Raw genomic sequence first — 12,892 nt, 5'->3', positions numbered from 1 at the left:
TTACTGGTCGTTAACCCCCGTTCTCGCTTTGCCCAAATGACCATTCCTTTATCAGGGGGTTTTACGATCAGTTATATGCGGGATAAAGTGAAACTCCATTCAGCGGGGATCCTGCATACTTTCAAGGTTTACGCTACCCATTGATGTGAGGAACTTATTGCCTGTTAATGCCGGATAAAGCACGATTTACAGGAATCTATTTTTACATAGGTTCCTGTATAATTTTACATAAGCAGCAAAAAATAGATGTAAGTAAATAATGTTGAATTTGTCTGCATAACGGAAAAAGCAGATCTTTTTGAAACAAATACAGTGTTTTTATTTCAAAATTGTTCAAACCGTATTATACTATAGGTAAGAGGGATTGGATCGGTAGAACGTTTTTATTGCTTTTCTTAAACAACTGAAAGGAGATGCATTTCTCATGCTGAAACGCCTAAAAGAAAAGCTGAAAAAACGCTGGAAAGATTTTCTGGGCAGAGGGCGTGTACCTACAACTTTTAAAAAGGACTACCTTGAATAAACCAATCATGCAGGAAAAACCCGGCCCCCATTCCGTCAATCCATAGTTGTTTGTGAGAAAGGGATGACGGCTCTATGGATCGGCAGGGTATATATTCCTTCTGCTTGTTGAAGAAGGAACTAAACAATCAAATTTGCTGCGGAAACATCCATTTATTACGATACTGTACTGTCGGAATTATACCCGCAGGTGAATAGTCATATTCATCTGCTCTCATCTGCTGACGTCAGCTATTTTGTAATGGATAAATATTACACCAGTATGAAAAGGAATACGGAAAACAACATGCTTAAACAAAAGAATTGAAACGTTAGGAGAGATAACTATGATTTTTAAAGTTTTATACCAGGAATTGCCGGATGAAATTCCTGTACGTGAACGTACGAAAAGTTTATATATTGAAGCTGATTCAGAAAGAGATGTACGAGATAAACTATCCGGCCGCAACTATAACATTGAATTTATTCAGGTATTGAATGATGCACATTTGGCTTATGAAAAACAATCCGGACATTTTGAACTGGAGACCGTCTAACATATGAAGTTTGTCAAAAATGATCAGACAGCTGTTTTTGCGTTAGGCGGACTCGGTGAAATCGGGAAAAACACATATGGCATCCAGTTCCAGGATGAAATTATCCTTGTCGATGCCGGAATTAAATTTCCGGAAGACGAACTGCTTGGCATCGATTATGTGATTCCTGATTACACTTACTTGACACAGAACCAGGATAAAATTAAAGGATTATTCATAACACACGGTCATGAGGATCATATCGGAGGGATCCCATACCTTTTGCGTGAAATAAATGTGCCTATCTATGCCGGAAAACTTGCAATCGGCTTAATTCGAAACAAATTGGAAGAACATGGCTTATTACGGAATGCCAAGTTAAATACCATTCAAGAAGATGATGTCATTAAATTCCGTAAAACATCCGTTTCCTTTTTCCGTACAACTCACAGTATTCCTGATTCATATGGTATCGTTATTAAAACACCACCTGGGAATATTGTTCATACTGGTGATTTCAAATTTGATTTTACACCTGTTGGGGATCCTGCAAACTTAACCAAAATGGCTGAAATCGGTAAAGAAGGCGTGCTTTGCCTGCTTTCAGACAGTACAAACAGTGAAGTACCTGGTTTTACAATGTCCGAACGGGTTGTCGGGGAGAACATCCATGACATTTTCAGCCGAGTCGAAGGGCGATTGATCTTTGCAACATTCGCATCAAATATCTATCGTCTGCAGCAGGTGGTTGAAGCGGCAGTTAAACACGACCGAAAGATTGCTGTATTTGGACGCAGTATGGAATCCTCTATGCGTATTGGACAGGAGCTGGGCTATATCCAGGCACCTGACGATACATTTATCGAGGCAAACCAGATCAATCGTCTTCCTGCACATAAAGTTACGATCCTATGTACAGGATCACAGGGCGAACCGATGGCAGCACTTTCACGGATAGCCAATGGTACACACCGTCAAATTCAAATTATCCCTGGTGATACGGTCGTATTTTCATCATCACCAATCCCTGGTAATACTGTAAGCGTCAGCCGGACAATCAACAAGCTGTATCGTGCCGGAGCGGATGTGATCCACGGTCCATTAAGTGATATCCACACTTCCGGGCACGGAAGCCAGGATGAGCAAAAACTGATGCTCAGACTTATGCAGCCAAAATACTTTATGCCGATTCATGGTGAATACCGTATGTTGAAGGAACACCTTAAACTTGGTGAAGCATGTGGCATTGATCCGACTAATTCATTTGTAATGGATAATGGAGATGTCTTGGCATTAGGCAGTGACAACGCGATGATTGCCGGAAAAATCCCATCAGGTTCCATTTATGTTGATGGAAGCGGGATAGGAGATATCGGCAATATCGTTTTACGTGATCGCCGTATTCTGTCTGAAGAAGGGCTTGTCATGATTGTCGTCAGTATTAACATGAAAGAGTTTAAAATTGCATCAGGTCCTGATATCATCTCGCGCGGATTTGTCTATATGCGGGAATCAGAAGACTTGATCAATGAAGCCCAGAAACTTGTTGCAAAACATTTGGATAAAGTAATGGAACGCAAGACAAGTCAATGGTCGGAAATCAAAAATGAAATAACCGATACAATTGCGCCATTCCTCTTTGAAAAAACAAAGCGCAGACCAATGATTTTACCGATCATTATGGAAGTTTAAATAAAAAGATTCGGCTGAAACCTTGTCTTTCCATAGGCTGGGGATCAGGATATTGGCGAATCAGCCGATTTCACATTCCAGTACTTGAGACGCTATTCATTAGTACGATCGAAAGTCATTTAAAAAAGGTGGCATGAAAATAAAATAAATTTTCATGCCACCTTTTCTGTTTTCAGTGCGATTGTGGACGTGAACACCCTTTTAAATGGGGGTCAGTGCTTCACTACCTGTCGATTACCAAGTGCTTTTCAAATCTCGATATATCTTTGTCAGCACCGATCAAGATAAGGACATCTTCCTCTTTAAGTACATCATCGGCTGCAGGAGAAACATTAATGTCTTTATCACGTTTGATGGCGACAACGTTACAGCCGTAATTCGCCCGGATATCAAGTTCTACTAAGGTTTTGCCGCGCATCTTTTCGCCCGCTCTCACTTCAACAATGCTATGATCATCAGAAAGTTCAAGATAATCAAGAATATTATTGGATATAATATTATGGGCAATGCGTTTCCCCATATCTCTTTCAGGATGAACAACGTGATTTGCACCGATCCGGTTTAAAATTTTCTCATGGTAGTCATTTTGTGCTTTCACCGTAATGCTCTTAATGCCAAGATCAGTTAAAACAACTGTTGTTAATATACTGGCTTGTATATTATCACCGATCGCGACGATCACATGATCAATATTTTTAATGCCTAATTCTTTTAATGTTGCTTCATCAGTAGAATTAGCGATGACTGCATGTGATGCAATATTTTTAAATTCATTTATTTTATCTTCATCCGAATCGATGGCCAGTACCTGCATTCCTTCTGAACTGAGTTCTTTGCATATACTGCCGCCGAAACGCCCTAACCCGATCACTGCATAGTCTCGTTTCATTCTGCTTCCTCCATATTGTATTTATTCATAGTCTATCATACCACAAGATATCTGACGCAATGAATATTTTAGCGAGTTTCCATTGTAACGATTTTGATACAAAGTTTTCACCCTGTTGTCACAGCTGTAAGTATGAGATTGAACTACAATGTTTTATACTATCTATATAAGGGAAACTGCGATCCAGCAATTCGTATATAATACGTTTGATATGATAGATGTCATGTTCCCAATCAAGGAGGACTCCCCCCAATGGAAATGGATACAGTTCTGATAAGCAGGTTACTTACAGCTATGACACTGGGCTTTCATATTATTTTTGCAACCCTTGGCGTCGGTGTACCGCTGATGATTTCGATTGCTGAGTTTATCGGGATTAAAAAGAAGGATCCGCATTACCGGCTGCTGGCAAGACGCTGGACCCGAGGGTTTGTCATTACGGTAGCCGTCGGTGTCGTAACAGGAACCGCTATTGGTCTGCAATTATCACTGGTATGGCCGAATTTTATGCAGGTTGCCGGCAATGTCGTCAGCCTGCCATTATTTATGGAAGTTTTCGCATTTTTCTTTGAAGCGATTTTTCTGGGAATTTATTTATATACGTGGGAACGGTTTAAAAATCAATACATCCATTGGCTGTTCTCCCTGCCGGTTATTATTGGCGGGGGCTTTTCTGCCATGTTTATTACAACCGTCAACGCCTTTATGAACACTCCGGATGGTTTCGCCATGGAAAATGGGACGTTTGCCGCCGTTAATCCGATTGCTGCCATGTTAAACCCAGCAACCCCGACAAAAGTGTTCCACGTGTTAACGTCCGCCTACTTAACTTGTGCAGCAATTTTGGCAGCCATAACAGCTTTTATGATTCTGAGAAAGAAAGCGACAGACTATCATAAAAAAGCCTTGAAACTCACCGTGACCTTAACGTTTATATTTGCGGTTTTAACAGCTGTTGCCGGAGATTCATCAGCTAAATTCCTGGCAGCTCACCAGCCGGAAAAACTGGCCGCGGCAGAATGGCACTTTGAAACCGAGGAAGGGGCTGATCTGATTCTTTTCGGGTGGCTGAATGATGCCCATGAGGCCATTGGCGAAATTCGCATCCCTAATGTTTTAAGTTTTCTTGCCCATAGTGATTTCAATGCTGAAGTGACAGGGCTGGAAGAGTTCCCCGAGGATAAGTGGCCACCGCTGTGGGTGCATTATATGTTTGACCTGATGGTCGCGATCGGCTTCTTCCTGCCTGGTGTTGCTTTACTGTACCTTATGTTAAGTAAAATGAAAAAACGTAACGAGCATAACAAAGCTATACTTTCACTTATTGTACTGGGAGGACCCTTGGCAATGCTGGCCATTGAATTCGGCTGGATTTATGCCGAGGAGGGACGACAGCCATGGATTATAAGGGGGTATATGACAGTTCAAGAAGCTGCTACGTCTTCACCTTATATCGGTCTGATGTTTTTCCTTTTCCTGGCGCTTTATATCGTATTAGGGACATTATGCATTGTGACACTGCGTAAATTGTTCCGGAACAATCCGGCTGAGGAAGAATTGGAGAAACAGTATCCAACTGATGAAAAGGGTGATGAATCATGAGCTATGAGCTAATCGGTATTTCTGTTTTATGGATATTTTTGTACGGTTACCTGGTTGTGGCCTCAATTGATTTTGGTGCAGGGTTTTTTGCATACTATGCTAAAATTACTAAACAGGACCACGTGATCAATAAGCTGATTTCACGGTATTTGTCTCCTGTCTGGGAAGTGACAAACGTCTTTTTCGTTTTCTTCTTTGTCGGGATTGTCGGATTCTTTCCGGAAACGGCTTATTACTATGGAACAGCATTACTGGTGCCGGGCAGTATCGCGATCGTTTTACTGGCGATTCGCGGATCGTTTTATGCCTTTGAAAATTATGGATCCAAACAAAGTACGGTTTATATGTTTTTATATGGTGCTACTGGCCTACTGATCCCTGCTTCCTTATCGGTTGCACTGACATTGTCTGAAGGCGGATTTATCACAGAAGAGAACGGTGTGGTCTCACTGCAGTACCTGGAACTGTTCACAAGCCCGTTATCATGGAGTATCGTTGCATTATCGATTGTGTCAGTACTGTTTATCAGTGCATCCTTTTTAACATTTTACGCAGCACGTGCTCAGGATTATCCGGCCTTAAATCTGGTACGCAAGTTTGCCCTGTTTTGGAGTACACCATCGATTATCGCTGCACTGACGACGTTTATCTTTTTGAGTCAACATAACTCCAGACATTACGAAAGTATGCTTGACTTATGGTGGATGTTCGGGCTATCGGTCGGATTTTTCATGATGGCTGCATGGCTCCTGTATCGGGGAAAATATTACGGAATGGCGTTTATCAGTGTTATGCTGCAATATTTCTTTGCCTTTTTCGGTTATGGCATCGGGCATTATCCTTATATCCTTGATCCATTCATCACAATTGATGACAGTGCTACACATGAATCAATGGGAATAGCACTTGTGATAGCGTTTATCGGTGGATTACTCTTATTAATTCCTTCTTTGATACTGCTGATGAGACTGTTTTTGTTCAATGCTGACTATGTCAAAGGCAAAAAATAGCTGATAGATATTGATCATTCTTTGGGAGACTGAGAAGCTATGGACAGCTTAAGAAAGGTTACATTCGGATATAAGTGGCAACTGTCATTCCTGTTTGCCCTGTCTGTCATAACAGCAGTGGCGATTATTTTGCAGGCATATTTCCTCGTGACAATTGTCGATCGGGTATTTTTACAACAGCTGACATTTTCCGAAATTGTATGGTTGCTTTGGGGATTGTTGGCTATTCTATTGATTCGAACGACTGCATCCTATATCAATGGCCGCATCGGGATCAAAATAGGTGCAGACGTTAAAGCAAGTTATCGCAAATCGCTGCTGCATAAATTTGCAGGAACAGCCATCAGCAGTTCGTCACAGGGGCAATCCGGCGGGAAGGTCAGTACACTGCTGGATGCAGTTGATGAAATGGACAGCTATTTCAGTGCATATATTCCACAGTTGATCCAGACATCGATCATTCCGCTGATTATTTTAGGTGTTGTATTCAGCCAGCATGTCAATACAGGGCTGATTATGGTCATTACAGCTCCATTCATACCCATTTTTATGATCATTATCGGCATGCAAACGAAAACCAAATCAGAAGAACAGCAGGAAAAACTGGCTGCCTTCTCCGGACGTTTTCTGGATACGTTACAAGGACTGACCACCCTTAAATTATTTGGACAGGCAAAAGAACAAGAAAATGCCATCGAAAAAAGCAGCCTCAGTTTTCGCGATGCGACGATGCAAATATTGAAAGTCGCGTTTACGTCCTCATTTATGCTTGAGCTGATTTCGATGCTCAGTATTGGCATTGTCGCCCTCGAACTGACCATTCAGCTTATCATTTACGAGCGTATTTCCTTTTTCACGGCGTTCTTTTTATTAGTACTGGCGCCCGAATTTTATACCACACTAAAACAGCTCGGCAGTACGTTTCATAGTGGACGGAGCAGTATGGGCGCAGCAAAAAAAGTGACGGATGCATTAACCGATACCGAACAGCCCGTTCAATGGGGGAAAAAGAATTTGCCCGCAGAATTAATGCCGGCAGTGATTCGTCTGCAGCATGTCAGTTTCGCTTATGGTGAAGGTCAATTTTCCTTGAAAAATATCGCAACAGTCATACCATCTTACGGTCAAATTGCAATTGCCGGCAGAAGCGGTTCCGGAAAAACGACCTTGCTGCATCTGATCGCCGGTCTTCTTCCTGCTGCCGATGGACAGATTTTCGTTCATGAGAAGCCGTTAATGCAATACCGTGAAAAAGATTGGTTTGACCAGCTAAGTTATATCTCGCAGCATCCCTACCTTTTTTCAGGAACGATTGAAGAAAATATCGCAATTGGCGGAAATTCTGATGCCAGCCGGGAAGAGATTGAACACGCAGCTGAACAGGCGGGGATAGCCGATCTGATTCAAACACTGGAAGATGGTTACGATACACGTGTCGGTGAGGCTGGACGCGGACTTTCCGGCGGGGAAATGCAGCGCCTTGCATTGGCCAGAGCGTTTTTAAAAAAACCATCTATTATTCTGTTTGATGAGCCGACAACCGGCCTCGACCTTTATACAGAACGCATTTTGCAGCAATCGATCCAACAATTGTCCCGGGATGCTACGGTGATTACTGTCGCCCATCGGCTTCATACGATCAAGCATGCTGATAACATCCTATTTCTGGAAAATGGGAACCTGCTGGCTGAAGGGACACATGATGAACTGGTTGAAACAGTTCCAGAATATCGGAACATGGTATCACTTCAGCAAGGAGTGAAGAATGAATGAAAGATTTAGCCATGATTATCAAATTAATGATACTGGAAAAACGGGATATTTTTTATTCGATCATCTTTGGCTTTATTGCTGGTATAACAGCTGTAGGTCTTTTTGCAGCAAGTGGCTATCTCATATCCAAAGCTGCCTTGACGCCGCCTTTTTATACACTAATCATTCTGACATCATCTGTCAAATTACTCGGGATCACTAAAGCCATTGCCCGTTATGCCGAACGCTATTTTTCGCACCGGGCGACATTTACGATTTTAAGCAATTTGCGTGTTGCGTTTTTTAATAAACTGGAACCATTAGCCCCGGGTATTTTTCACAAATATAGAAGTGGCGACCTATTATCTCGGGTTGTTGGTGATGTTGAAACACTGCAGCATTTCTTTTTGAGAGTCTTTTATCCGCCAATCGTTCTACTGCTGGTCTTTATAAGTACCATCCTGTTTACCGCGTTCTTTTCCATTTATGTGGCCATTGTTCTGTTAGTGGGGCTTTTGCTGACGGTGTTTGTTGTGCCGGCGTTATTTGCACGAAAACAAGTAAAGATCGATCGTCGTGTCCGGGAGCAAAGAGGCGAATTATCAACAGAGGCTGCCGAATTCCTAAATGGTTTCCGTGATCTGAAAATATATCAGAAGCTGGATGAAAAAGAACAACATCTCATTCAATCATCTGATGCCTATATCAACGATCAGGAACAAGAAAATATTAATAAGCTAACGAGTCAGTCGGTTAACGCATTCATGTCGCTGATTGTTTCCTGGTGTGTGCTGGCATTAGGGGCTTACCTCGTCTTCGATGGTCAGCTGGAAGGAATACTGCTCGCAATGCTTGTCATGATTTCCCTGACAGTTTTTGAGGATGCTGGACCGATGGCTGTCTTTCCAATCCACTATCAGGACAGTAAACGGGCCGCTAACCGTCTATCGGCAGTCGTGGAGCACGAAAATGAAGATGGGATAATCAATGGCGACAAAGCGTTATCGCAGTCGGATCATGCCTTCCCGATTTATATGGAAAATGTTTCGTTTTCATTCCCGGATGAACCCCGTCAGACGCTGAGAAACATTGACCTGAAACTGCCTGCAGGTTCAAAGACAGCACTTGTCGGGCCAAGCGGTTCCGGGAAATCGACACTTTTTCAGCTGCTGTTGAAAATGAATCATACCGATCAGGGTGATATTCAACTGGATGGACTGTCAATCAATCAAATCGAGCAGGAATCCATTTGGGCAAATTTGAATGTCGTTCTGCAGGAAAACCATTTCTTCTTTGGGACTGTCAGGAGCAATTTGTTGATTGCGGATGAGACATTAACCGATCCGGAAATGGAGGCTGCACTGGCCAAAGTAGAGCTTGATTATCTTTCATTGGGTGATGCGGTGTATGAAAAAGGCGAAAACCTTTCCGGCGGGGAAAAACAGCGACTGGCCATAGCACGGACGATGCTAAAGAATGCACATATATGGCTGTTGGATGAACCGACATCATCTGTCGACGCCCTGGCCGAAGAGACCATTTACCGACACCTTTTTGACCAGGCTGAACATGATACCCTCGTGCTCATCAGTCATCGCTTGAGAAATCTGGAGAAAATGGATCAAATTATTGTCATGGATCACGGTAAGATTATTGAATCTGGTACATTTGCCGAATTGATGCAGCAACAAGGGTATTTGTATGAAATGAAACAGATTGAAAAAGATCTGCTGTAGAAAACTCCCTGTTTATATAATGGGATCAATTTTAGAAGGAAAATTGCTGGTATCTAAATTCATATCCTACTGATTGAATAACTAGGAATTACTAGCAAACAAAAGCGCTCAGATTAAATTCTGGGCGTTTTTGGATGTAATATATCAATATAAAAATCATGATTAACTTATTTCCGTCTCCAATGAACATTCTCCCTTTTATGTTTAAAACCGTTAACCGATTTTATCATTCACTGGCGAGAAGACCCCCACTTCAATTTTGGGAAAGCAACAGCCCAAAATAAGTGGGGAATGAATCACTTTCGGACAAGGGATCGTTTTTGCCATCTCAATTGTCCGCTGTCCTGAACTATATTGATAGCAGATATCTATTAAAACTTTTCCTTTTTAGATAATATTTTCACAAAGCTATACTTACTAAAATCTGAATCGATTTCAAAATGGCTTCTTTATCCAGCATCTTAATACCCATGTATCATCATCTTAAAAAAGAGGGCAGTTACGATAAAATAATCGACAACTGCCTCTTCTCCTAGTTTAATTATACCATTATTACTTAACCATTTTTAGTCTTTTTTTACTTTTTTAAATTGTTAGTATAAATCAAGTGATGTTGCTTCTTTGACGTAGTCACCAGCTATTAAATGGGAGGGAAAGTAATGAAACAATATGTTTTAAAGTTTCGTGAGATTGATCAAACGCGGCAAATGGTGTTTGGTGGGAAAGGGGTTAATTTAAGGGAACTGTCGAAGATTCATGGAATACAGGTTCCAGAAGGATTTTGTATTACCACAGAAGCTTTTAGAAAATCTCTCGAAAATAAGGATGCCTTCCACACATTGCTAAAAGAGCTGACCCTGCTAAAAGCAGGGGATCGAGAAAAGATTGGTGGAATCAGCAGGGAGATTCGGAAAATCATTTTGAAAGCAGAAATTCCTTCCGATGTTGTGAAAGCAATTACTCACACACTCTCCCGGTTTGGCGAAAACCACGCTTATGCAGTACGTTCCAGTGCAACAACTGAAGATTTACCACATGCCTCTTTTGCTGGTCAGCAGGATACCTATCTAAACATCAGAGGAAAAGATGCATTCAGGCTCCGGTTCGCCTTTTAGATCTAAAATCCAGCTGTATTCAACATGCACAATGTGCAACAGAGTGTATAGGATACTGCCAACTCCTCCCACACGTTTCTTTAATAATTCTTCTTCAGAAACACCCTCACACCATTTAAAACAATCATCCTGAACTTGCCAGTTATATTGAAACAGTTTTAAACATCACGGTATCCTCCACCTTATTATGTGAGCCACTTCCTACATCGCATCGAGCATTTCAAACTGGGATTTGACAAGATCGAAGTATTCACCATGCCGTTGCATCAGTTCATCATGGCTGCCGTTCTCCAGGATCTTGCCATTTTCCAGTACAAAGATATTATCCGACTCTCTGATGGTCGATAGCCGGTGAGCAATAATAATAGCCGTTCTGCCTTTCAGCAGCCTTTGTAATGCTGCCTGAATCTTTACTTCTGTCTCGGTATCTATGCTTGCCGTTGCTTCATCAAGAATCAAAATTTTCGGATCGGCCAGCAGTGCCCTCGCAAATGATAATAATTGCCGCTCACCTGCCGACAGGATATTGCCACGCTCTTCCACTTCTGTTTCATATCCGTTTGCCAGTCTTTGAATAAAATCATCGGCTCCGACCACTTTTGACGCCTCAATGACTTCCTCATCCGTTGCATCCGGGCGCCCAAACCGGATGTTTTCCATTATCGTGCCGGAGAAAATGAAGGTGTCCTGCAAGACGACACTGATCTGACGGCGCAGACTGCTCAATCTAACATCACGCAAATTACGCCCGTCAATTTTAACCGAACCTTTTGTCGGATCATAGAAACGGCTGATCAAATTGGCAATCGTTGACTTGCCGCTCCCGGTATGACCTACAAGTGCAATCGATTCGCCCGCTTTAATATCCAATGATATTTCATGCAGTGCAATCCGTTCTTCATCATACGAAAATTGGACATGGTCAAATTCAATACGGCCATTCATGTCAGTCAAATCAACACCATCTGTTTTATCAACCACATTCGGCTGTTCATCAAGAAATTCAAAGATACGCTCGGATGCAGACATAGCCATCAGCAGCTGGTTATACATCTGTCCAAGCCTGGAAATCGGCTCCCAGAACATACCGATATAAAAACCAAATGATACAAATGTTCCAATGGCAATACCACCATTGCCCTCACCTAGCAAAATGAGATAGGCACCAAAGGAGATAAGAATGATCGTACCAATTGCATTACTCATTTCAACAAACGGGCCGAACATAGCACTCTTTTTAGTGGCCGTGCGCCAGCTTTTAAAATTATCGGTATTGACCCCATCAAAATATTCTTCATTCGCTTTTTCCTGGGAAAATGACTGGGTTATACGGATTCCCTGAAGGCTCTCATTTAGATGGGAATTCAAACGTGACTGCTGAATTCGTACATCCTGCCATGAACGCCGGATATTCCGCCTAAGTTTAGTTGAAATATAAAACATGATCGGCAGAATAACCATAATGGCCAGAGCCAGCTTCGGACTAAGCACCAATAATATAACAATAATGCCGGTGAGCATCACAACATCCATCAGCAGATTGATAATTCCGTTCGTAAACAGTTCCTGCAGGGAGTTGGTATCATTCATAATCCGAACAATAATCGATCCCCCCGAACGTGTATCAAAAAAACGGTGTGACAGCCGCTGTATATGTGAAAATAAATGTTGCCGCAAGTCATAAATCACATTTTGTCCCAGTATGTTCACCCACTTAATCCGAAAAGCATTTCCAACATAGCTCAGCAGGTATAATATCGCAATGCCCACTACAAGATAAGTAAGCATCGTCGTATCTTCATTGGCGATGACGATATCAAATGCGACCTTCCCAATCAGAATTGGGACAATCAAACGGACGGCAGTTGAGATGAACATTGCGATTACAGCACCTGGTAAATAGGTTTTGGTATATGGCTTTATATACGTCAGCAAACGCCACATTTGCTTCCAGTTAAATGGCTTTTCCACAGCATGATCGACTGTGTAATAAAACCGGTTTAAATGACGATTTTCATTCTGTGTTTCTTTTGATTTTGCCAACATTCTCACCTCCTCT

General features: G+C 42.0%; 8 protein-coding genes and 2 pseudogenes. 7 read left to right on the top strand and 3 right to left on the bottom strand.

Going from position 1 to position 12,892, the window contains the following annotated elements; all coding sequences use genetic code 11:
• Window positions 1-848 precede the first annotated feature (848 nt).
• Window positions 849-1,058: a DNA-dependent RNA polymerase subunit epsilon gene (locus tag BM195_RS16575; protein ID WP_090241087.1), complete on the top strand. Its 210-nt coding sequence runs from the start codon at window positions 849-851 to the stop codon at window positions 1,056-1,058.
• Between the two features lie 3 nt (window positions 1,059-1,061).
• Window positions 1,062-2,729 (top strand): ribonuclease J1, encoded by a 1,668-nt coding sequence (rnjA, locus tag BM195_RS16570; protein ID WP_090241085.1) that lies wholly within the window; start codon window positions 1,062-1,064, stop codon window positions 2,727-2,729.
• 223 nt (window positions 2,730-2,952) lie between these two features.
• Here rnjA and BM195_RS16565 read toward each other — a convergent pair whose 3' ends face one another.
• A complete protein-coding gene (locus BM195_RS16565) occupies window positions 2,953-3,618 on the bottom strand; it encodes a potassium channel family protein (protein ID WP_090241083.1) in 666 nt (221 codons plus the stop codon).
• A gap of 252 nt (window positions 3,619-3,870) precedes the next feature.
• On the opposite strand from BM195_RS16565, the gene BM195_RS16560 reads away from it, so the two are divergent.
• The 5 genes and pseudogenes from BM195_RS16560 to BM195_RS16540 form a co-directional block, all read left to right on the top strand.
• Complete coding sequence (locus BM195_RS16560) at window positions 3,871-5,220, top strand: cytochrome ubiquinol oxidase subunit I (protein WP_090241081.1); 1,350 nt, start codon at window positions 3,871-3,873, stop codon at window positions 5,218-5,220.
• A complete protein-coding gene (locus tag BM195_RS16555; protein ID WP_170848288.1) occupies window positions 5,217-6,230 on the top strand; it encodes a cytochrome d ubiquinol oxidase subunit II in 1,014 nt (337 codons plus the stop codon). The genes BM195_RS16560 and BM195_RS16555 overlap by 4 nt, the downstream gene beginning before the upstream one ends.
• Before the next feature lie 39 nt (window positions 6,231-6,269).
• A complete protein-coding gene (gene cydD, locus BM195_RS16550) occupies window positions 6,270-8,003 on the top strand; it encodes a thiol reductant ABC exporter subunit CydD (protein ID WP_090241077.1) in 1,734 nt (577 codons plus the stop codon).
• Window positions 8,000-9,718, top strand: a complete 1,719-nt coding sequence (cydC, locus tag BM195_RS16545; RefSeq protein ID WP_090241075.1) for a thiol reductant ABC exporter subunit CydC — start codon at window positions 8,000-8,002, stop codon at window positions 9,716-9,718. The genes cydD and cydC overlap by 4 nt, the downstream gene beginning before the upstream one ends.
• 659 nt (window positions 9,719-10,377) lie before the next feature.
• Window positions 10,378-10,809: pseudogene (locus BM195_RS16540) on the top strand (PEP/pyruvate-binding domain-containing protein); the annotation flags it as partial.
• On the opposite strand, the pseudogene BM195_RS16535 reads toward BM195_RS16540, so the two are convergent.
• Both BM195_RS16535 and BM195_RS16530 read right to left on the bottom strand, forming a co-directional pair.
• Window positions 10,810-10,989, bottom strand: a pseudogene (locus BM195_RS16535) (DinB family protein); the annotation flags it as partial.
• Window positions 10,990-11,034: 45 nt separating this feature from the next.
• Complete coding sequence (locus BM195_RS16530) at window positions 11,035-12,879, bottom strand: ABC transporter ATP-binding protein (RefSeq protein ID WP_090241069.1); 1,845 nt, start codon at window positions 12,877-12,879, stop codon at window positions 11,035-11,037.
• Between the last annotated feature and the right edge of the window lie 13 nt (window positions 12,880-12,892).

Source organism: Lentibacillus halodurans, from assembly GCF_900112045.1.
Taxonomy (GTDB): Bacteria; Bacillota; Bacilli; order Bacillales; family Amphibacillaceae; genus Lentibacillus; species Lentibacillus halodurans.
Note: the sequence above shows the minus strand (reverse complement) of the source record. Positions and strands in the feature narration are given on the sequence as shown.

Bases quoted from the DNA above. Each gene is read 5' to 3' on its own strand.
- BM195_RS16575 (WP_090241087.1), top strand. From the start codon at position 849: ATGATTTTTAAAGTTTTATACCAGGAATTGCCGGATGAAATTCCTGTA.
- rnjA (WP_090241085.1), top strand. From the start codon at position 1,062: ATGAAGTTTGTCAAAAATGATCAGACAGCTGTTTTTGCGTTAGGCGGA.
- BM195_RS16565 (WP_090241083.1), bottom strand. From the start codon at position 3,618: ATGAAACGAGACTATGCAGTGATCGGGTTAGGGCGTTTCGGCGGCAGT.
- BM195_RS16560 (WP_090241081.1), top strand. From the start codon at position 3,871: ATGGAAATGGATACAGTTCTGATAAGCAGGTTACTTACAGCTATGACA.
- BM195_RS16555 (WP_170848288.1), top strand. From the start codon at position 5,217: ATGAGCTATGAGCTAATCGGTATTTCTGTTTTATGGATATTTTTGTAC.
- cydD (WP_090241077.1), top strand. From the start codon at position 6,270: ATGGACAGCTTAAGAAAGGTTACATTCGGATATAAGTGGCAACTGTCA.
- cydC (WP_090241075.1), top strand. From the start codon at position 8,000: ATGAAAGATTTAGCCATGATTATCAAATTAATGATACTGGAAAAACGG.
- BM195_RS16530 (WP_090241069.1), bottom strand. From the start codon at position 12,879: ATGTTGGCAAAATCAAAAGAAACACAGAATGAAAATCGTCATTTAAAC.